The 21,094-nt window shown below is 45.2% G+C and carries 16 protein-coding genes and 1 pseudogene; 10 read left to right on the plus strand and 7 right to left on the minus strand.

Annotation, left to right across the window (positions count from 1 at the left end):
* The first annotated feature begins 109 nt into the window (after positions 1-109).
* From AC3RCI_RS14120 to AC3RCI_RS14130, 3 genes and pseudogenes are all read left to right on the plus strand, one after another.
* Positions 110-1,219 carry a threonine aldolase family protein gene (locus tag AC3RCI_RS14120; RefSeq protein WP_492529907.1) on the plus strand — a complete coding sequence of 370 codons (1,110 nt, stop codon included), beginning with the start codon at positions 110-112 and terminating at the stop codon, positions 1,217-1,219.
* 158 nt (positions 1,220-1,377) lie between these two features.
* On the plus strand, positions 1,378-2,631 hold the full coding sequence (locus tag AC3RCI_RS14125) for an MFS transporter (protein WP_492529588.1): 1,254 nt from the start codon (positions 1,378-1,380) through the stop codon (positions 2,629-2,631).
* Between the two features lie 210 nt (positions 2,632-2,841).
* Positions 2,842-3,194 (plus strand): annotated as a pseudogene (locus tag AC3RCI_RS14130) (MmcQ/YjbR family DNA-binding protein).
* Positions 3,195-3,312: 118 nt separating this feature from the next.
* On the opposite strand, the gene AC3RCI_RS14135 reads toward AC3RCI_RS14130, so the two are convergent.
* The 3 genes from AC3RCI_RS14135 to AC3RCI_RS14145 form a co-directional block, all read right to left on the minus strand.
* Positions 3,313-4,143 (minus strand): carbohydrate ABC transporter permease, encoded by an 831-nt coding sequence (locus AC3RCI_RS14135; RefSeq protein WP_492473684.1) that lies wholly within the window; start codon positions 4,141-4,143, stop codon positions 3,313-3,315.
* Between the two features lies 1 nt (position 4,144).
* Positions 4,145-5,017, minus strand: a complete 873-nt coding sequence (locus AC3RCI_RS14140) for a carbohydrate ABC transporter permease (RefSeq protein WP_492473685.1) — start codon at positions 5,015-5,017, stop codon at positions 4,145-4,147.
* A 68-nt stretch (positions 5,018-5,085) separates the two neighbouring features.
* Positions 5,086-6,399: an ABC transporter substrate-binding protein gene (locus AC3RCI_RS14145; protein ID WP_492529589.1), complete on the minus strand. Its 1,314-nt coding sequence runs from the start codon at positions 6,397-6,399 to the stop codon at positions 5,086-5,088.
* A gap of 209 nt (positions 6,400-6,608) precedes the next feature.
* On the opposite strand from AC3RCI_RS14145, the gene AC3RCI_RS14150 reads away from it, so the two are divergent.
* On the plus strand, positions 6,609-8,372 hold the full coding sequence (locus AC3RCI_RS14150) for a cache domain-containing sensor histidine kinase (RefSeq protein ID WP_492529591.1): 1,764 nt from the start codon (positions 6,609-6,611) through the stop codon (positions 8,370-8,372).
* An 18-nt stretch (positions 8,373-8,390) separates the two neighbouring features.
* A complete protein-coding gene (locus tag AC3RCI_RS14155; protein ID WP_492529593.1) occupies positions 8,391-9,914 on the plus strand; it encodes a response regulator in 1,524 nt (507 codons plus the stop codon).
* A 97-nt stretch (positions 9,915-10,011) separates the two neighbouring features.
* On the opposite strand, the gene AC3RCI_RS14160 is transcribed toward AC3RCI_RS14155, so the two are convergent.
* A complete protein-coding gene (locus AC3RCI_RS14160) occupies positions 10,012-10,425 on the minus strand; it encodes a MerR family transcriptional regulator (RefSeq protein WP_127535771.1) in 414 nt (137 codons plus the stop codon).
* A 296-nt stretch (positions 10,426-10,721) separates the two neighbouring features.
* Here AC3RCI_RS14160 and AC3RCI_RS14165 point away from each other — a divergent pair, with 296 nt between their 5' ends.
* A complete protein-coding gene (locus tag AC3RCI_RS14165; protein WP_336780252.1) occupies positions 10,722-11,762 on the plus strand; it encodes an NAD(P)-dependent alcohol dehydrogenase in 1,041 nt (346 codons plus the stop codon).
* Positions 11,763-11,905: 143 nt separating this feature from the next.
* On the opposite strand, the gene AC3RCI_RS14170 is transcribed toward AC3RCI_RS14165, so the two are convergent.
* Positions 11,906-13,396, minus strand: a complete 1,491-nt coding sequence (locus tag AC3RCI_RS14170) for a glycoside hydrolase family 43 protein (RefSeq protein WP_492529595.1) — start codon at positions 13,394-13,396, stop codon at positions 11,906-11,908.
* A 174-nt stretch (positions 13,397-13,570) separates the two neighbouring features.
* Here AC3RCI_RS14170 and AC3RCI_RS14175 point away from each other — a divergent pair, with 174 nt between their 5' ends.
* Entirely contained in the window at positions 13,571-14,494 is a 924-nt protein-coding gene (locus AC3RCI_RS14175) for an ArsR/SmtB family transcription factor (RefSeq protein ID WP_492529597.1), read from the plus strand.
* A 301-nt stretch (positions 14,495-14,795) separates the two neighbouring features.
* Positions 14,796-16,847: a methyl-accepting chemotaxis protein gene (locus AC3RCI_RS14180; protein WP_492529599.1), complete on the plus strand. Its 2,052-nt coding sequence runs from the start codon at positions 14,796-14,798 to the stop codon at positions 16,845-16,847.
* Between the two features lie 121 nt (positions 16,848-16,968).
* Here AC3RCI_RS14180 and AC3RCI_RS14185 read toward each other — a convergent pair whose 3' ends face one another.
* Positions 16,969-17,844 (minus strand): helix-turn-helix domain-containing protein, encoded by an 876-nt coding sequence (locus AC3RCI_RS14185; protein ID WP_492473692.1) that lies wholly within the window; start codon positions 17,842-17,844, stop codon positions 16,969-16,971.
* 234 nt (positions 17,845-18,078) lie between these two features.
* Here AC3RCI_RS14185 and AC3RCI_RS14190 point away from each other — a divergent pair, with 234 nt between their 5' ends.
* Entirely contained in the window at positions 18,079-19,278 is a 1,200-nt protein-coding gene (locus tag AC3RCI_RS14190; RefSeq protein WP_492529601.1) for an MFS transporter, read from the plus strand.
* A gap of 86 nt (positions 19,279-19,364) precedes the next feature.
* Here the strand turns inward: AC3RCI_RS14190 and AC3RCI_RS14195 are convergent, their stop codons facing one another.
* Positions 19,365-20,054, minus strand: coding sequence for a DUF421 domain-containing protein (locus AC3RCI_RS14195; RefSeq protein ID WP_492529603.1), 690 nt, complete (start codon positions 20,052-20,054; stop codon positions 19,365-19,367).
* Positions 20,055-20,301: 247 nt separating this feature from the next.
* Between AC3RCI_RS14195 and AC3RCI_RS14200 the strand changes: the two genes are divergently transcribed.
* A complete protein-coding gene (locus AC3RCI_RS14200; RefSeq protein WP_492529605.1) occupies positions 20,302-21,051 on the plus strand; it encodes a gamma-glutamyl-gamma-aminobutyrate hydrolase family protein in 750 nt (249 codons plus the stop codon).
* The last annotated feature ends 43 nt before the right edge of the window (positions 21,052-21,094 follow it).

Raw genomic sequence — 21,094 nt, forward strand, 5'->3', positions numbered from 1 at the left:
TTATGTAAAGGTTAAATAGAAAGGTGTGAGCCAGATGGGGCAACATGCAGGTAATCAAACTAAAGGTGATATCGAAGAGACATCTGCTGAAGAGACTGCAGGATATGGCTTGAGCGATACACCGGATTCATTAATGGAAGCGTTCATGGAGGCTGAGTATATCGTTGGCGGTCATGGCAGTCGCAAAATCAAGGTGCTCCAGAAAGCATTTCAGCACATTGACGGTGAGATGGACAGCGATCATTACGGGAGCGGAGAAACCATTGAACATTTTCAGCGGCAGATGGCTGAAGTACTGGGCAAGGAGGCGGCCATCTTTTTCCCGAGCGGGACCATGTCACAGCAGATAGCGCTGCGGATTTACTGTGATCATAAGGGACTGAAGCGTGTAGCGTATCATCCCCTGTGTCACATTGAAATTCATGAAGAGAATGCGTTGAAGGAGCTTCATCAGATTGAAGCGGTTCTGCTTGGTGACAAGGACCGATTGATACGACTGGAAGATGTACAAGCTATCGAAGGCGAGATAGCCTGTCTATTGCTTGAATTGCCCCAGCGGGAGATTGGTGGCCAGCTGCCTCCATATGAAGAACTCGAAGCCATTTCGGCTTATTGCCGTGAACGCGGAATCAAGCTGCATTTGGATGGAGCCAGACTGTTTGAGATCACACCTTACTATCAGAAGTCGGCAGCAGAGATCTGCAGCTTGTTTGATAGTGTGTATGTGTCTTTCTACAAAGGTATTGGCGGTATTGCAGGAGCCATACTGGCTAGAGATAAGGATATGATTAAGGAATCCCGAGTTTGGAAACGCCGGTTTGGCGGGGATCTGATCGGTCTGTATCCTTATATTCTAAGTGCCCAATATTATTATGATCAACGTATCAATAAAATGGGAATCTATTATGAACAAGCGAAGCAGCTCGCTTCACTGCTGAATCAATGTTATGGAGTACGCACGCTGCCCGAAGTACCCGTGTCGAATATGTTTCATGTATACATCGAACGAACCCCAGCTGAAGCTGAACCGATTCTCAGCAGAATGACGCAGCAGTTTGGAATAGGGTTAACTTCGTATCTAAACGAAAACAGTGAGACTGGGCATTGTTCATTTGAACTTTCTCTGGGAGACCGATATGAAACCGTACCGGAAGATAGGCTGCAATCTGCTCTGATATGGCTGGATGAACAGCTGCGTTCGCATGGTCCGAAGCGCTGAGTTGACTTCATTGCGAAATTTAAGGAAAACGTTCGAATTGGAAAAATCAGTCTTTAGTCGGAGGCGTGGGAGGATGATGTCCGTATAATTATGATTTGAAGGGAGACGTCAGATCATTAAAGTATGGACATCTTTATGACAAATGGAGGTTGAGGGGATTGAATAGGCAAGTCCAAGGCACTAATGCACCAAGCCTGTTTCGCAATCGGTTTCTTCAGACAATCTTGTTATCCAGCGTTCTCCTACAGATCGGCATCTGGGTTCGGAATTTTGCAATTCTACTGTATGTGGCAGAGACAACGAATAATGATCCATACGCCATTTCACTCATTAGTGTGGCTGAGTTTGCGCCAATTTTTGTGTTTTCGTTCATCGGAGGTACCTTTGCTGATCGCTGGCGGCCAAAACGAACGATGATATGGTGTGATGTATTATCTGCCGTATCGGTATTTGCAGTTCTCCTGACCATACATTATGGCTCATGGCATTCTGTCTACCTTGTTGCATTTATTTCGGCAATTCTGTCGCAGTTCTCCCAACCTTCAAGCATGCGATTGTTTAAGTATCATGTTGCAGAAGAACAGCTGCAGCAGGGCATGGCTCTATTCCAATCGCTGATGGCCATCTTTATGGTGCTTGGCCCGATGCTTGGCACCTTCGTATACAGCACGTTTGGCCTGGAAATATCCATCGCTGTTATGGGCATCGTTTTCCTGCTGTCCGCACTCGTTCTTGTTCGTCTGCCCGAGGATCAGATGCAGACACAAACGGCAGCGGTTAAAGGGCAGTTCCGAAAAGAATTCGTGGAAGGGTTTCGTTACGTTTGGCAAAGTCAGGTGCTCCGAATGCTCGGGCTGGCGTTTATACTTGCGGGTCTCTCCGTTGGCGTAGCTCAAGCGCTCAACCTGTTCATTGTTACCGAGCAGCTTGGCAGGAGCAAGGAATTCCTGCAATATCTTCTGATGGTGAATGGTGCAGCCATGCTAATTGGTGGGGGAATAGTAGCCACATTTGCGAAGAAGGTTCCACCACAAATTCTGCTGGCGATTGGAATGGTAGCCGGTGCGGTATGTACAGCCATCGTGGGTTATTCAACAAGTGTTCCCGTCACGCTGACTGTTCAATTTCTGAATGGACTGGTATTCCCTTGCATTCATATAGGGATCAGCACTATGATTCTGAAATGGTCGGAGGCTTCGATTGTTGGCCGTGTAAATGGCGTTTTGAATCCGATGTTTGTAGGCATGATGGTCATTTCCATGTCGTTCGCAGGGGCGCTAAAAGATACCTTTTCACTGAGCACCATCTACAGCGGAGCAGGGTTTTTATTTCTCATCGGTGCATTCGCCATGATTCCAATCATGAACCACAAAGCACCGGATAAATTACCGCAAGTGGCCCAAGAGGTGTAATACAGCAGCAGCTTCATATATGCAGTTCACAGGAATCGGCATGAAGTGCCGGTTCTTTTTTGTCCTTCACAATGAAGTAACCTTGCATATAACCAACGGTTCATACAAAATGGGATGGAAGGATTTCTATACTGAGCGTCGTTCGACTCGACTGATTCATTGCAGCGAGGAAAGAGTAAACTCAGAGAACGATAATGGAGGAAACAGATCATGACGTTAGAAGAATTAACGGAATACTGCTTGTCGTATCCCAGTTCATATGAAGATCATCCATTTGGAGAGGGATGGACGGCGATACGCCACCAAGGAAACCAAAAATTATTTGCACTCATATTGCACAACTACAACGGACAAGTATGTGTAAATCTGAAGTGTGATCCGGAACGTTCAGATTTCCTGCGAAATGCATTCCCGGAGGTGATTCCCGGTTACCATATGAACAAGGAACACTGAACACCGTTAATGTGGAAGGTAAATTGCCTGTAGAGGATGTGCAAGGAATGATTAAGCACAGTTACGAATTGACAAGGCCCAAGCGGGTCAAAAAGAAGAGCGAAGCTTAGTGCAGGATAGTAGATTCCCATAAAGTTGAAGTCAAAAGGTTAAAAGATAAAAACCCACCTTGTTAGGTGGGTTTCTTTGGGTGGCATTTAAGAAAATGAGCTCCGGTTGTAGAGCTTTTTAGCCTTTGACTGCTCCAGCCGTAAGGCCGCTTACGATGTATTTCTGACCGAATAAGTACAGGATGAATACGGGCAGCGAAGTCAGTACAAGATTGGCGAAAATCAAATTCCAGTCCCGGCTGTACTTGCCGTAAAAATTGTAGATCGAAAGCGGCATCGTCCACGTGGAGCTGTCTGTCAGGAAGTAAACCGGAATCGTGATGTCATTCCATACCGACATGAACACCATGATGGCCACTGTCGCGTTAACAGGCAGAATGAGCGGCGTGACGATCCGGAAGAATACGCCGAACACGCTTGCACCTTCCAGAAATGCAACCTCGTCGAGTGCTCTCGGAATGGTTTTGATAAAACCACTGTACAAGAATACACTGAATGCCGTATTCAGAGCGGCATAGATCAGGATAACACTTGTAATGCTTCCATAGAAGCCCAAGCCCTGTACAACTCGAATCGTTGTAATGATCGACATTGGAGCAATGAGTCCCATGAAGAAATACATATAGATCGTTCCGGAGACTTTCGTTTCTCTGCGAGCAAGAATGAATGATGCAGCTGAAGATGCCACGATATTGATTACCGAGGATACGCCAGTAATCCAGATACTGTTGAGAAAAGCCCTCGATAGGCCGCCTTCTTCGAAGACCCGCACGTAGTTCGAGAACTGCCATGTATCAGGTAAACTAAGGGAGAAGCTGAGCACCTCTGCGCTTGTTTTGAATGAACCGAAGATCAGAATCACGAGCGGCAGGAGAACAATCAGGGAGGCCAGAATTAGAAATCCTTCCACAATGTAATTGCGGATGGCAAGTTTGCGAGTATAGCCCATGTTATTCGGTAACCTCCTTACGACGCATAAAAATCAGCAGCGGAATGGCGATAATGGTGACAACGACGAACAGCAGTGTGTTGACTGCGGTACCGAGTCCCCAGTTGCCTTCACCGAAGGAACGCAGAATAATGGTACCCACAACCTGAGAAGCATTTCCCGGACCTCCGCCCGTCATGACGTAGACTTCCGAGAATACTTTCAGTCCACCGATCAGGGTCAGCATCAGGTTGATATTAATGGCTGGCAGCAGCAGTGGCAGCGTGATTTTAAAGAAGCTTTTCCATGAGCTAGCCCCGTCAATGGTAGCAGCTTCGTAGTATTCCTGGGAAATGGATTGCAGCCCGGCCAGATAGATGGCCATTTGAAATCCGGCGCTTTGCCAGATGGAGACGATGGCGATGGTCCAGATGACGATGGACGGATTGGTCAGCCAAGCATGGCTTAACGAGTGCAAGCCTACAGCTTCGAGCAAGTTGTTAATCGTGCCTTCGGTTCGCAGCATCGGTGTAAACAAAATACTGATGACGAGAATGCTCAGAATGGAAGGGGAGTAGAAGATGGCACGCAGCAGATTTTTGGTTCTTAATCTCATATTAAGTCCTACAGCCAGTAATAGACCGATGACATTTTTGCCAACGACAGTGACGATCGCGAAGATCGCCGTATTTTGCAGTGCCAGGATCAGCGTTTTGTCAGAGAAGATCTTCTTGAAATTGTCCCAGCCGATGAACTGAAGTTCCAGTCGATCCAGCCGCCAATCCGTAAATGAATAGTAGAATCCTGCGATGGCAGGGATGACGAAAAAGATGGAGTAGATCAGCAATGCCGGATAGATCATGTAGTACGAATACAGATTTTTAGCCCTTTTCATGTCTCACTCTCCGTTATAGCTCGGGCAGCATAGTAACAAGATGCTATGCTGCCCGGTTTTTTATCTTCTTAGAAACCGGCTACACCTTTGTCTTGCATCAGCTGGCTGAACTTCTCGTCCCACGCCTTCAGTACTTCTTCCGGTGTCAATCCGCCTGCAAATTGATCCTGCAGCAATCTGTACAGTTCACTGCGGTCCACGAGCATATAAGCATCAGTAGTTAGCACCGTTTTCTTAGGCGTAATGTAATTGTCTACGATATCCTGTTTATAGGCAGGCAGCTCAGGCGTAGTTACGTCACTGAAATTGGATACATAACCTTTCGAATCAACGATCTGCTGAGCAACGTCCTTCGAAGCAATAAAGTCCAGGAACTGTTTGGCTTCTTCCAGATGTTTGGATTTCTTCGGAATGAACAGCTGCCCGCCGAGTGGACTCGCACCCAGACTCGCATCCTGGGAAGACGGAATTGGGAAGACGCCGAGTTCCATGCTAGGATCCTGCTCGGCCACACCTTCGATCAGCCAGTCACCCATAAACATCATGGCGACTTCCTTGTTCAGGAATTTACCCACGGCCATATCGTAGCTGTCGCTAAGCACGTCTGTGTTGGTGTAGCCTTTGGTGTACACTTCGTACTGCTGCTCCAGGAAGGTTTTGAACTCCGGAATATCGGACCATTTTTTCTTATTGCTGTTCAGGTCATCAAAGAACGTAGGATCATTCTTGGCTACAAAGTCAGCAAAAGCTGCTGCGGGCCAGATGTTGGCTGCCCAGGCATCTTTGTAAGGCATAAATACGGGAGTGATGCCGCTCGCCTTGATCTTTTCGCATATAGCCAAAAACTCTTCATAGTTAGTCGGAATGGACAAACCAAGGTCTTCAAAGATCTGTTTGTTGTAAACAACCCCTTGCATGCCTGTATCCTGGCTGACATGGAAGCTGTAGAGATGACCGCCGGAAGAAAGGACGTCCTTGTTCACAATTCTGCTCGCCCAAGGTTCGTTATCCAGAATTTCAAAATTACGTTCCAGGTTCAGGTCCGTCACAGCACTCGCCAGATTGTATTGAATGATATCAGGCGTTTCATCAACAGCCAGCTTGGTTTGCAGTACGGTCGTGGTCTGTTCTGCTGGAATAAGCTGCAGATTCACACGTACATTTGTCTGTTTTTCAAACTCATCCAGAATGTCCTGCTGAATAAAGGCAGAGTCCTGCGAGCTTTTGGAGATGGCGAGTTCCAGTGTGACCTTGGAACCTTTGCTGTCTCCGCCAGCAGCTGTTCCGGAATCACTTCCTCCAGATCCGCATGCGGTTAATGATATGGATAATAAACTGGCCAAAACAATGGATGCTGCTTTTTTTCTTGTATGATTCTTCAATGCAAATCCCCCTCTAAAACGTTTAATGAATCCGTTTACAATCTCGATTATAAATTTTTATCTGTTCCCGGTACATGTCTGTGCTTGAACGTTCATGTGTAATATTCTGAACTTGAAATCGCTATCATTTCAAACGTTCACATGATACAGTAGGACATAAATGCTTGAGAGACGCATCATGTTGGGGGAACAGGAGGACATTTGGAAGGATGATAAAGCTGATACATCGGGCAACTCAATTCAGTTTGCAAACGAAGGTATTCTTGACATTTCTGGCCCTGCTAATGTTCGTGCTGGGCTGTTTTATCGTTTATGTAAACGTTATCGTTATCCGCCCGCTGAAACTAAAAACGGAGCAGGATATGCTAGTGACAGCGACTAAAGTCAGAGAGCAGGTTGATCTCTATGTTGAGCAGCAGAACCAGTTGTCCCAGCGAATTTTGGCCAGTAAGGATGTTTTTGCAACGATGGAGAAGAGTTCCGCGGCTCACAGTAATTACGAGAGGCTGAATCAGATCCGGAAGCTGAAAGACATCATGTTTCAGGCCATCGGACCCAGTATGAATATGAAGGACATGACGATCTATGACAAGGAAGGGGTGCTGCTCACCTCGTACCTGGGAAGTGGAGACCTTCCCGCCATGCTCAGCAGCATGATGGCTAACAGCGGCGATGGACGAGAGTGGGAAGGGAACGGATTCAATCTGGTGCGCCAAGAGGATACGATCTCCTTTGTCCGCACGATCAATGATCAGAACGGGAAGGTGTACGGTTATCTGAGTATTCAAATGGATCAGGCTTATATCCAAAAACTCACTGAGGGAATTGCTGCAGGCGAGGTGTATATTCTGAATCAGCAAGGTAATCAAATGACCGGATCGGAATCAGGAACCACGTTGTCGAAATGGACCAAGCCGTTATCCGACGAAGGATTGGACGTGGACAAACAGAACAACTACGTCACGCATTCGACCTCCCCCAGCACGGGATGGATTACCTATATTGTTACACCGAAACAGTCGGTACTAGGCTCAATCCATTCGGTACAAAGCATGTCGATCCTATTGATTACAGCCTTGATGCTGGTGTCTTTTGTGTACATCCTCTTGACCACACGCAATTTGCTGCTTCCGATCCGCAAGCTTCGTAGTCAGATCTGGCGTATCAATTACAGCAACATGAATCTGAAGGTGGATGAAAGACCGAAGAACAATGACTTGCTGCTGCTGAATGAAGCTTTTCAGGATTTGATGGAACGATTGCAGCAATCCATAGACCGGGAAAAGGCAGCCTTACATGAAGAAGTCATGGCGCGCAATTCTGCTTTGCAAGCTCAGATTGCTCCTCATTTTATACACAACGTCCTGTATCTCATCAGCATCGCAGCACAGGAGGGGAAGACCAAGGTAGTATCGGATATGTGCAAACATCTCTCGGACAGTCTGCGCTATATTGTCTCCTCGCCTTACGCACATGTGACTTTGGCAGATGAGTTGGAGCATACCAGACACTACTTATCACTTGTACAGCAGAAGTATGAAGAAGATCTGGAGTGGGAGATTCATGCCGACGCTTTGGCGAGTGAAATTCGACTTCCGAGGCTGGTCATTCAACCTTTTGTAGAGAATTGCATTGAACATGCCTTTTCTAATACGGCACCGCCTTGGCGCATTCAAATTACGGTGAAACAATATAACGGACTATGGGCTCTGGAGATTAAAGATAACGGAGAAGGCTTCACACTTGATAAAATTCAGGAAATCCTCGCGAAGGTTCAGGAATCCGCTGCTGGAGAGAACCATCTTATCAATCATCCAACGTCCCTTGGTAATATGGGGATGCTCAATAGCATCAACAGGCTTAAACTGATGTATAGCAATCGGCTTTTTTTCAACATTTTCAACAATCACGCACATGGCGACAACGGGGCCACCATTCAAATCATCGGCTCGCTGACAAAGGATTTTTACTAGGCAAAGGGGAGACATGTGATGTATAACGTCATGATTGTAGAGGACAGCAAACCAATACTGCGTAATATAAAAATGCTTTTGGATGCGCTTAACCTGCCCATTCATGTGGTGGCCACGGCAACAAATGGAGAGGATGCCCTGGCTGCAATTCAGCTTGAACCCATTGATCTGCTGCTAACCGATATTCGGATGCCGAAGATGGATGGGTTATCGTTGATTGAGCAAGCGAAGAGGGTGAACCCGGACTTGAAAGTGATTCTGATTAGTGGTTATAGCGACTTTGAATACACACGAAAAGCGCTCAATCTGCAGGTGTTCGATTATTTGCTGAAACCGGTGGAACAAGAAGCGTTAGAAGAGGTCATGATACGGGTGATTGACCAGCTTGATCAACAGAAATCCAAAAATCTGAATGACTTGCAAGAGATTGTCGACCCTCAGTGTTATGCTGAAGTGCAAAAGGGGGAGGATTTATCGCTGTTTTCTCAGATGATGATCATTTTGCGTAAGCAGCCATTTACACCAGGGAAGGAACTATGGACACAGCAGACGCTTCTTGGCTTCGTGGAGGTTCTCTTTGCCCCTCAGCCTTGTCATGTGTTACAGAGTCGAACGCCGAATCAATTTATCGTTTTCGTAAACAAGGGAGTGCTTGCTGCTTATTCCTCCATGCATGAATGTCTGGAATCATTACGGCGGCATTTGGTTACGTATCGAATGGATGTGATGATTGGAGGGCAGCTGCTCTCCTCTGATTCGGGACATCTGCCAGAAGTCTACCATCGAATAACCTCGATACTGTCTGCACAGCAGCGGTTGAACCAAGGATTGGCACTTGATACTGGAAACCCGGTTTCGACGGCCAGGCTGGAATCAGGATGTCTGGATTCCACCTTGGAATCCACATTTGTGCAAATAATACAGTCTTATCAGAAAGATCGGTTTGCTCTGAAGCTCTCCGAGCTGCTGGACCGATGGGCGGAGCAGCATGTGCATGTGAGAGAGGTGGAACGTTTCATTGGATTATTGGTGGATACATTCGCTCATTTGTACGAAGAACAAGGATCAGGGATCAGGCTTGGTCTTGAGCATCGGGCCAAACAGCTCTTGGAAGCAACGACATATGCAGACTTCTGCCAGGAACTACAGGAATGGACAGGGCAGTGTTTTGATATGCTGCAGTCGCATATCCGAAAAAGCAAGGAGCTCCTATTCGAGCAGATGGATGAGTACATCAAGCTTAATAAATATTCCCATTTATCCATCAGCGACATTGCTTTGAAGTTTCACGTCAGTCCATCTTATGTTAGCAGAGTGATCAAAAACGTAACGCAAGCCACTTTTGTTCAGTATTATACCCGGCTGAGAATTCAGGAAGCCTGCAGGCTGATGGAACAGCAACCTGATATGAAGTTTAAGGAATTATCGGACCTTCTATCCTTCAGTGATCAGCATTATTTCTCTAAGGTGTTCAAGGAGTATACAGGATACAGCCCTACGGAATACAAAGAATTGATACCTACCAATGGCTATCATCATTAAATACATGTACGAAAGAAATATAATGGAATCTGTAATTTTGCAGTGAAAAGTAGCAAAAAACCTAGCTCCGAAAGGAAACTAGGTTTTTGGTGTTTCTCTAGTTGGTCACCGATTGACCCATCTTATTCATTTTATGGATATCCTCCGTCCCTGCTGCGATGGCGGTTTTATAATAGGCACATTTGTGTTCAATGACTTCCATGGTCTTTCTCAGTTCTTCCATTTGTGCTTCTACACTGGCTTTACGTTCAATGAACATGTCGTATCTCTCCTGCAGTGTGGAGTCGCCTTCGGAACACCATTCAATGAAATCCTTGATATCCTTAATCGGCATACCCGTGAGTTTCAGGCACTGAATAATTTTCAGAAAATCAATGTCCGATTCTTTAAACTTGCGCACTCCGCTCGGGGTACGTTCGACAAAAGGCATAAGTCCTTCCTTATCATAATAACGCAATGTATATACGGTGAGATTCAATTCTTTGGCAACTTCGCTAATTGAGTATGTCATACAGTTCTCCTTTACTTACGGCATAGACTTCGAGTTAACTCTAGCTTCTGTGGGGAATCTTATCACGGTAAATACAGGATGTCAAAGTCAGCATTGACATAATGGGGATTTAGAAATATCTTTATCTATTTCTATAAAAAAATTTAGAAAAGATATTTGACCTAGAGTTAACTAGAGGGATTAAGATAATTTTGCGAGAGAAAAAGAAGGAATGATTGGTCATTGTATCAATTGTGATTCTTGCCCCTGAATGGGTGTGTTCTCTTGGAAAATGAACATCTTAGGAGGTTTTAATGATGATTACTGCTAAAGCACGTGCTGTGGACGGACCAGATCAATCGTTCCGGTCAGCTGAAATTAAACGACGCGATCTGGACACACATGATGTCCTGATTGAAATCAAATATGCCGGCATTTGTCACTCTGACATTCATACGGCTCACGGTGAGTGGGGTCCTGTGAATTATCCGCTGGTTCCTGGTCATGAAATTGCAGGAATTGTGACGGAAGTAGGAAGCGAAGTTTCCAAATATAAAGTCGGTGATCGAGTAGGCGTAGGCTGTATGGTTGACTCCTGTGGGGAATGCGAAAATTGTCGCCGAGGCGAAGAGCAGTATTGCCTCAAAGGCAATATTCAAACGTACGGTGGGGTTGATAAATACGGTGAACCAACACAAGGTGGATATTCGACTCACATCGTTGTAACCGAAAATTTCGTTATTCGGATTCCGGATAACATTGCACTCGAAGCCGCTGCACCGTTACTTTGCGCAGGTATTACGACATACTCTCCGCTTCAACATTGGGGAGCAGCTCCAGGGAAAAAAGTAGCGATTGTAGGTATGGGCGGTCTCGGCCATATGGCTGTCAAAATTGCACATGCCATGGGTGCCGAGGTGACTGTTCTGTCCCAATCCCTGAATAAAAAGGAAGATGGTTTGCAGTTTGGTGCAAACCACTATTACGCCACAAGTGAAGCTGAAACGTTCGAGAAGCTTGCGGGTTCCTTTGATCTGATCATTAACACGGTAAGTGCCAATATCGACATTAACGCTTATTTCGGATTGCTCACGCTGGATGGCACACTTGTAAACGTAGGTGCACCTGGTGAGCCTCTCGCAGTAAACGTCATGTCATTAATCGGCCACCGTCGTTCATTTGCCGGATCCATGATTGGTGGCATACGTGAGACCCAGGAAATGATGGACTTCTGTGCGGAACATGACATCACACCTCAAATCGAAGTGATCTCGGCTGATCAAATCGACGAAGCTTACAAACGCGTACTTGCTTCGGATGTGAAGTACAGATTCGTTATTGATACAAGCACGATGTAAGTGCTGAATTGAAACTAAACTACATGTAAAAGACTGCGAGGATGTCTCCAAAGTGTTAACTTTGAGGACATCCTCGTTTTTTTACTGGCAGTAGTCGACAGTTAGAAATGTAAATTTCTATTGTTTAACTTGTAGATCTGCTTTTATTTATAGTCGCACTTGAATTCTGAGAATTCTGCCACAGATCCTTCGCCATAGGCATATAAACCGATGACTACGCCTGTAAACCCACCGGCTACCTCAGAGGATAGATATTTCGTATGTGCACTGCCTAATTCGATCTCTTCGCCCTGGGTATCCAAGCTAAAGGTATAACGATCATTGGTTGCCCGGATCTTCAATGTGGCGTGATTACGGCTCCCGAGATCCACTTCGTTTTCAACTGATTTGATATCTCCAATATTAAGGCGCTCGATTACCTTGTATCCTTCAGCGTCTTTCCTTATAGCCAGATCATAATGATGGTGCTCATCCATATACAGGGTGATGCCTGCCTCTCCATCTGTAAGATTAACATCACAAGAAATATTGGCATTGAAGTCCTTTTGCCGTATACCGATGAAGGTTGGAGTGCCCGGTTGATCGAGTGAGACGTCTGTTCCTTTAAGCGTTAGCTTGTTGGATTGCAGCATATAATTCTCTGAATGAGGATGTCTGAGATAACACCAGTCCTTGTCCCATTCCGTGTTGTCAAAAGTAAAGGACTTCTTCTCCACCTGAACGACAGATTCGGATATCCGGTCTGTTTCAAAAGTTAATAGAGTCGTTCCATGGTGACCTGCTGTAAACCAGCCGTCTTCATCAAATGTTACAGGTGCTACAAAAACTTCGCGGCCCAGATGGTGAAACGTCTGCCATTGTCCGATCTGCCGGAATCCCAAGTGGAAGAGCCACCAATTTCCCTCAACATCCTGAACCAGATCGCCATGCCCAACACCCTGCAGCTCATAACCGCCCAGGTTACGGTTGGTTAACACCGGATTGTGAGGATAGGCTTCGAAAGGACCGGAGACAGCGGATCCGCGTGCGTACGTTTCCATGTGACCGTATTCGGTGCCTCCTTCAGCAGCCAGCAGATAATAAAGACCGTTGATCTTATACATATGAGGACTTTCCAGGTAACGTCCACCAGTACCTTGCCATATTGTCCGGCTCGGCGTAAGCTTTTTGCCGGTTTCAATCTCAATCTCACATTGAACGATCCCCGAGACGCCAAAATCGTCAGAGCCGTTACTCATAAAGTACGCTTTTTGGTCTTCGAAATACAAGTCCGGATCGATTCCGCCCTGGTCCACGAAGATGGGCTCAGACCACTCGCCATAGATATCGTCTGTCCACACATAGAAGTTCTGGCGGGTCGTATCATTCGTGGTCGTCATGTAGAATCGCCCGTTATGATGCCGAAGGGTAGGAGCAAATACGCCTCCTGAACTGTTTACATGTGCAAGCTGTACCTGACTCGTTTTGGTTAGACAATGACCAATCTGTTCCCAGTTAATCAGATCTTTGCTCTCGAAAATGGGTACTCCGGGGAAGTATTGAAATGAACTGCATATCAGGTAATACGTATCGTCTACTCTGCATACGCTCGGATCTGGATAGAACCCTTTGATGACGGGATTGTTAAACTGCATTCGTTCTTTCACCTCGATGATAAATTCATATAAATAAGAATTCTAATAATAGGAAGCTACTGAAATTAAACACCAACCCACGGTCTATTTCAATAGAAGGGACTTGTAATTTCTATTTATATTCTTTAAATTTATATAAATGTGATTTCACTGAGTGATCAGGAGAGTGAAAAAATGATTCAATCGAACGGGGAGTCCCAGTTTATGCCTTTATACGATGCGCTGGCCAGTGAAGTTCGCTGGCGGATTATGGAGTTGATCGCCGAGCAGGAGATGAGTGTCAAGGATATTGCCGCACAGATCAAACTTAGCCCGTCTATTGTCACGATGCATATTCGAAAACTGGAACAAGCCGAACTAATCGGAAGCCGAAGAGTCCGGCGTAATGGAGGAACACACAAAATGTGTTTTCTCAAACAAAAAAAGATCGAAATCGAGCTGCCCGCAGCTAGCAGAGTGACGAATATGAGGGAACAGACCATTTCAGTGGGTCATTATACGGCGTTTGATATTCATCCCACTTGTGGTCTGGGTACAAGGGAAAAGGAAATCGGAGTATGGGACGATCCTCGCTATTTCCTGGATCCTGAACGGGTTCAAGCTTCCATCCTATGGTTTGGGAGAGGTTATGTGGAGTATAAAACGCCTAACTATCTATATCCCAATCCCAATGCGGATGCTATAGAAATCTCCATGGAAATCGCTTCGGAAGCACCCGGTTTAAGAGATGATTGGCCATCAGATATTACCTTTACCTTTAATGGTATTAAGCTTGGAACCTGGACAAGTCCAGCGGATTTTGGCAGGGCGGCACGAGGCAAGTACACACCGGAATGGTGGCATCGCAACGTGAATCAATACGGATTATTAAAGACGATTCGAGTGGATGCTTCGGGGACAACGATAGATGGAGACTGGATGTCAGACGTGACGCTGAATGATGTGAAGCTGGGTGAACCGTTCTGGACACTCAGGTTTGCGGTTGAAGAACAAGCGGATCATGTCGGGGGATTAACGTTGTACGGAGCTGGTTTCGGTAACCATGATCAGGACATTGTGATCCGAGTATATGTCGATGACAAACCAAATTATGGTTAACATATCCGTTCGATCTATGCTATAATACAAAACAAATAAGGCTTGTTACTGATTTTAATCAGGCAATACCTGTGTATATGTATGCTCAACGTTTCTTTGAGTGTGCATATATATGGGTTTTTTTGCGTTTACATACGGTAATACATTAACAATTACAAGAATTACATCACTGATGCGACGTCGTTTACAGAGCAATTATTAGCTATTAATAAAATTAAATATATACCATTAATTAAATTATTTACTAGATATACCGATATATAGTTTTGTTCTTCATTTTATACAAGAGAGGGAGATCCATTTGAACGAAAAGAAGAAAAAGAAAAAAGGGTCATTATTCACGAGACTAGCATCTGTTTTACGTTTGATGAGTACCAGACTCATAGCCGCTTTCCTAACGGTTCTTATCATTCCAACAGCACTTATCGGATATTTCTCTTATCACAGTGCACAAGAACAGGTTCAAAAAAGCATGACCGATCCGATGAATACGATACTAACCATGGCAGGGCAGCATATTAATAATCTGGTAGGGACAAAAGCAGAACTATTAAGTTATATAGATGGGTTGTTAAGTTCTGATACCAGTCAGGTGAACATTGAAGCAGTGCAAGCAGAATTAAACCAGTTAGCAGATACATATCCTGATATTCTAGAAATTACTGTAGGTAACGATCAGGGCAGCTTTATTGCTTCTCCAGAGATCGGAGAGACAACATATGATCCACGCATTACGGAATGGTACACCAATGGTAAAAATAATAAAGGATCGGTCTATTTTTCTAACCTTATGAAAGACTCCGATTCCGGGGAGATTTATGTGGAGATATCCCAGGCTCTCTCAAGTGGACAAGGCGTAGCAAGCATAAAACTTGATCTGGCACCATTAGCAGAAGAGATCTCCTACGTGGATGTTGGGGGGAACGGAAGTTTAATTGTAGTCGACTCCAATCGAACCATCGCCGCCTGGGCTGGTGCTATTGTTGAAGGTGGTGGAGGAGAGCTTGGCGGGGCGCTTATTGACGGGATACCTGTCCATTCCAATACAGCATCTAGTCCTGATGAACCCATGGCATTCTCCCAATTTGTCCGAACGGACCTGGAATATGACTTGGAGGTTTACAACGGCGTTAATGCGTTAACAGGCTGGAATGTCATCGCTTTGATGGGGCATGAAGATTTCATTGCAGCAGCGAAACCAATATTGGTCACTAGTCTTACCGTAATTATCATTTCTACATTGCTGGCTGGAATGATCATATTCTTTATTTTGAGATCCTTCATGGTTCCTATGCAAAAATTACGAACGGCAACCCGTCGCGTTCGAGAAGGAAATTTGACAGAACGGGTTGATCTTAGGAATAAAGATGAGTTCGGCATATTGGCCAATGACTTTGACCAAATGACCATTTCATTACAATCTGTCGTGACAGAACTTAATCAGACATCGTCCCTTCTAAACCATACCTCACAAATGATACAGGAAAGCACCGAACAAACGAACGCTTCTGTTCAACATGTTGCTGAAACAATCCAGCAGACCGCTGAAAGGGCAGTCGCTGGTGCAGAAAGTTCTGAACAAACAGCGAACGCAGTGGAAGAGATGGCCAGAGGGATTGGTACCATTGCTGAATCTGCAAGTGCCATAGTAGATTCGGCTGAGGAGACACAGCGTGCTGTCGCGAACGGTGGGAAAACCATCAACCAGGTTGGCGACCAAATGGAGCACATCCTAGTGGCCGTCCAGGAAACCTCAGCATTCATTAACGAGCTGTCTAATCTATCAGCAGAAGCGAACAGAATGAACGAGGCGATTGCGGATATCTCTCGCCAAACGAATCTTCTATCACTTAATGCTTCAATTGAAGCAGCGAGAGCAGGAGAGCATGGAAAAGGTTTTGCCGTCGTTGCAGGTGAAGTACGCATGCTGTCCTTGCAATCCAAACAAAGCGCGGAGGAAATTGGCGCAACCATCGGCAAAATGTTCGACCTGATCGAGAAATCCACATTACTAATGAATGATAACGTTCGAAGTCAAGTCGGCGAAGGGATGCGCATCAGCCGCGAGGCTTCAGCAACCATCTCGAACATTGAACAATATACGGCTCATATTGTGGACCAAATTCAGGATGTATCTGCTGTATCAGAGCAGCTGGCAGCAAGTACGGAGCAAGTCTCTGCTTCGGTGGCAGAAATGGCCAATATCTCCAAAGTGTCTGCTGACAGTGCCCAGACCACTTCGGCAGCAGCCCAAGAGCACATGGCGGCCATGGAGGAGATTGCTGCATCATCCGTGCAATTATCCAAAACAGCTGAAAATATGCAAAACTTGGTCCGTCGATTCACGCTCTAGGTTAAATATAAGTTTAGGTTTGAATGACAAAGACGCTCCTTATCAGGAGCGCCTTATTGCATGTTATCTAAGTAGCCGTGATGGTGTGTTAAGGATTGACTAGATCAGGGAGATATCTCTTTTATGATGAATGGGAGGTGGTAGTATCCCCGAACATATCTTTTTGATTTCGCTTGCGAAAGCTTCGCGGCGATTCACCGACCGTTTTGGTAAAAAGAATGGTGAAGTAATTGGGGTTATCATACCCAACCAGCTTGGAAATCTCCCATATTTTCTTCTTGGTCGAGACTAATAGTCGGGTTGCTTCACCCATTCGTCGTTGGATCAAGTAATGATAGGGGGAGGTGCCGTAGCGATTTTTATACATATGAATGAGATAATAGAAATCGATATGAAACTGTTCAGCGAGTTCCTTCAGTTTAATGTTTTGTCGGTAGTTGGTATCCAGATAGTCCTTAATACTCTCAGCAAGGGTGTTGCTCCGTATAATCTGTCCAGAAGACTGTTGAAGGCCGGACATGCGTTCGATGATCAGTAGTACGGCTTTCAACACATGCTGGGAGATGCGCTCGTATCCATCCTCACGAATGGAGAATTCACTGAATAAGGTCTGCATTAACGAATGCAGCTCTTCCGAATACCGGTTTGCACGAATGATTGGTTCACTACCTGGAGGTACGACCCAATCGGCGTCGCTCTGAATATCCTCTCTGAAACGAAAGCCACAATAAAAGGTGGATAACGGATATTCCGGATCAGACTTTTCTTCGTGAAGTGTTCCTCTATTGTATATGAGCAGGTCTCCCTTTTGGGCCAAGTGCTTCGCACCATCAATGGTGAATGATCCCTTTCCTTCATTAACATAAATAATCTCGTGCAGATCGTCATGCTTATGCGTCGGAAAACTCCACTGCGGATTGCCGGCCAGCTTCCCGACATAAATTATGATACAATCCTGATCTTCATATCGTTGGCCTTGTTCGTGGCGTGTGTCCATCTATGTCTTCCCTTCGAGGTTCTATGATGAAAAATGACAACATACATCATGTTTTGAATCAAATCCACAACAACCTTGATTGTCGTCTGACACGTCTGACAGTACAATTTCACTATCCAATATGTACTATATATCGAAATCACAGGGATGGGAAAGCAGAAAATACATAGCGTAGGAGCTGTCTTAAGAATTGAAGCGCTTGCAACATTAGAAAGGATTAGTGAAATTAAATTGATGACCAGAACTAGAGAAAATCTACTTATTTTAACGCTTACGCTCGTCAGCTTTGTGCTCGGAACAACCGAGTATGTCATTGTGGGTGTGTTGAAAGAAATTGAGAGTTATATGAAAGTATCTCTCGCTGCTGCTGGTGCCCTAGTATCCGGATTCGCTATTGCTTATGCCGTGGGGACACCATTCGCCGTGGCATCCTTGGCCAAAATATCCAGAAGAAGCTCCATCTTAATTGGATTCGCCATTGTGCTTGTGTTGAATGTATTAACCGTGTTCTCAACAACGTTCCCTTCCTTGATGGCTATTCGCATCGTTTCGGCCGTTGCTTGCGGACTTACGATATCGCTTTCGATCTCTATCGCAAACGACGCCGTTCATCGGGAGCGGAGAGGGGAAGCTATCGCTTGGATTTTGGGCGGGTTTTCCATCGCGAATGTTCTAGGTGTGCCCCTTGGTACTTTTATTGGACAGCATCTGTCCTGGTCCATGACATTCGTAGTTACTGCTTGCATCGGTGTCGTGCCGTTTGTTTTCATGTTCCGAATCCTACCACGCCGCACGACTACCGTTACCGGTTCATTTGGTGATCAGATGGCTCTCTTTATGAAGCCTCGCATTTTGTTAGCCTGCCTAATCCCCGTGCTGGGCAACAGCTGTATCTTCGTTACTTTCACTTATATTACACCGCTTCTCAGTGAGTCTATGGGGGTGCCTGTACGTTGGATTAGCGCTATACTCCTGATCTATGGGGCATGCAGTATTCTGAGCAATTGGATCGGTGCGAAAATAGCAAAGGGTGATTTTCTACCCAAACTTAAGTGGCTTTTCGTCATCCAAGCGGTTATTTTCCTCGGACTGAGTTTCGCTGTATCCAATCTCTGGCTTGGTTTGACGTTCCTGCTTCTGATCGGCTGTCTGTCTTCGTCCATGAGTGCAGCATCCCAGTTATATCTGTTTGATGTATCTGGAACGATTGCACCGGAATCCAAAGCTTTTGCATCCACACTGCTGCCTGTGGCGGCCAATGTGGGCATTGCTCTCGGTTCTGGGGTCGGTGGACTTGCCGTTAACCTTGGCGGTGTGGCATGGGTGCCGCCGGTAGCCGTGGTATTAGCTTTGCTGGCTTTTGCAATTACAAGAGTATGCCAGCGGTCCATTCAGTTGAATGCAGATGAAGCGACCACTTCAAATGCTGCGTAGATAAATGAGCACCAAAAAAAGACCAGGTATATGGGCTTACCATGTACCTGGTCTTTATATTTATAATGCACCAAAGATTGCTTGAATTAACCTTTTCCGTTTTTACTTTTCGGAATAATGTAGAGTTCTCCGTCGTCACCATATTCTGCATAGGCGATATCCTTTATATTGTCATAGCCTTGCTTCTGAATTTCTACACTGACCATCTCCATATCGATATTTTTACCTTTCATGGACTTCTTAAGCAGCTCTCCTTTATCAATTACGGTTACCGCAAAACGATCTGGTGATGTCTCCATACCCATATCTTCTGCGGTAGGTGGTTCGTACTCGGGCCTGCGAAGCACGGATAACGATCCATCCGTTTCGAGGATGGCGTATTTCACTTCCTGAATAGAAAATACATTCTGTTTACGAAGCATGGAAAGCAGCTGTTTAAATTCAATATCGTATTTTTTTAACAAGCCTTGATTGACTTCTCCATTATCAATTAAGAGCACGACTCGTCCTTCCGCGACATATCCGAACTTCACAAATCTTGTTGTGGCTTTCTCGAAAAGGTAAGAGAGTGCAGTCCAGAGTGCTAATGCGAATAATAGATGAGATACCTTGATCTCATCATCATACAGCGTATTTCCCACAATCTCACTGAGCACCAACGAGGATAGGAAATCGAGCGGTGTAAGTTGGCTTAGCGTTTTTCTGCCGGTAATGAACGCAATGGCCCACAGGCCAAAAAAGCTAATGACTAGCTTAATGCTTAACTCCATGAACATTCCTATCCCTCCCAAGTTCGGAATCTTGATTAATCATTACCCGGGATATTCTATAAATAACATATTGAATGATTTACCAGTGAAGCTGAATCTATAAAAGATGTGCGGGAGTAGGCTGGGCATAGGGTAGGAAAATGCAATAATTTGGTGAGTTTGTATATGAGGAGATCTGATAAAATGAATGAAAAGATTTACCTTTTCTCACATAGCGATTAACATGAAAATGACCCCATTAGGAGGTAAACCAATGAAGAAGCCCATGATCGGAGTCCTGCCGCTGTATGATTCCAACAAAAAAAGTTACTGGATGCTTCCAGATTATATGAACGCAATCGAGAGTGCTGGCGGAATTCCAGTGATGCTGCCGATGACAACGAATCTCGAAATAATTGTAACTTTGGCGAATGAGTTTAATGGGTTCTTGTTCACGGGCGGACATGACATTAATCCGGAGCTTTATCATGAAAATGCAGAGGATACCTGCGGGGAGTTATGTATGGAACGCGATATGATGGAGTCCTTGCTATTTCAGAAAGTAATCGAACTCGATAAGCCTGCCTTCGGCATATGCCGGGGATTACAGCTGTTTAATGTGATACTGGGTGGATCTTTGTATCAGGATATTCCTACACAGCTTCAAGTAAGCAATACGGTTAATCATAAGCAAAGCCCGCCCTATACGAATCTGGTACACGATGTACATATTGAAAAGGGTAACTTGCTGCATGACATTATTCAAGCAGATACGATCAAAGTGAACAGTTATCATCATCAAGGGATCAAGACGCTCTCGGATAAATTACAAGCAGCTGCAGTCGCCGAGGATGGAATTGTTGAATCCGTCGTTATGCCGAACCAAAAATTTGTACTGGCAGTGCAATGGCATCCGGAGTACAGCTACACAATAGATGCATCTAGCCAAAAATTATTTTCAGCCTTTGTTCGTTCTTGTACATTCGTTGGTTATGATATCAATATTGACGAGATAACAGCATAAATATAGTAAAAGCAGTCGATCCGTGCGATCGGCTGCTTTTACT

This window comes from Paenibacillus sp. MT124 (assembly GCF_058792755.1).

Excerpts from the sequence above, each read along its gene's own strand:
- AC3RCI_RS14135 (WP_492473684.1), bottom strand. The coding sequence starts at position 4,143 with ATGGGCTATACTCGCAAACTTGCCATCCGCAATTACATTGTGGAAGGA.
- AC3RCI_RS14140 (WP_492473685.1), bottom strand. The coding sequence starts at position 5,017 with ATGAAAAGGGCTAAAAATCTGTATTCGTACTACATGATCTATCCGGCA.
- AC3RCI_RS14150 (WP_492529591.1), top strand. The coding sequence starts at position 6,609 with ATGATAAAGCTGATACATCGGGCAACTCAATTCAGTTTGCAAACGAAG.
- AC3RCI_RS14155 (WP_492529593.1), top strand. The coding sequence starts at position 8,391 with ATGTATAACGTCATGATTGTAGAGGACAGCAAACCAATACTGCGTAAT.
- AC3RCI_RS14160 (WP_127535771.1), bottom strand. The coding sequence starts at position 10,425 with ATGACATACTCAATTAGCGAAGTTGCCAAAGAATTGAATCTCACCGTA.
- AC3RCI_RS14165 (WP_336780252.1), top strand. The coding sequence starts at position 10,722 with ATGATTACTGCTAAAGCACGTGCTGTGGACGGACCAGATCAATCGTTC.
- AC3RCI_RS14170 (WP_492529595.1), bottom strand. The coding sequence starts at position 13,396 with ATGCAGTTTAACAATCCCGTCATCAAAGGGTTCTATCCAGATCCGAGC.
- AC3RCI_RS14175 (WP_492529597.1), top strand. The coding sequence starts at position 13,571 with ATGATTCAATCGAACGGGGAGTCCCAGTTTATGCCTTTATACGATGCG.
- AC3RCI_RS14185 (WP_492473692.1), bottom strand. The coding sequence starts at position 17,844 with ATGGACACACGCCACGAACAAGGCCAACGATATGAAGATCAGGATTGT.
- AC3RCI_RS14190 (WP_492529601.1), top strand. The coding sequence starts at position 18,079 with ATGACCAGAACTAGAGAAAATCTACTTATTTTAACGCTTACGCTCGTC.
- AC3RCI_RS14195 (WP_492529603.1), bottom strand. The coding sequence starts at position 20,054 with ATGTTCATGGAGTTAAGCATTAAGCTAGTCATTAGCTTTTTTGGCCTG.
- AC3RCI_RS14200 (WP_492529605.1), top strand. The coding sequence starts at position 20,302 with ATGAAGAAGCCCATGATCGGAGTCCTGCCGCTGTATGATTCCAACAAA.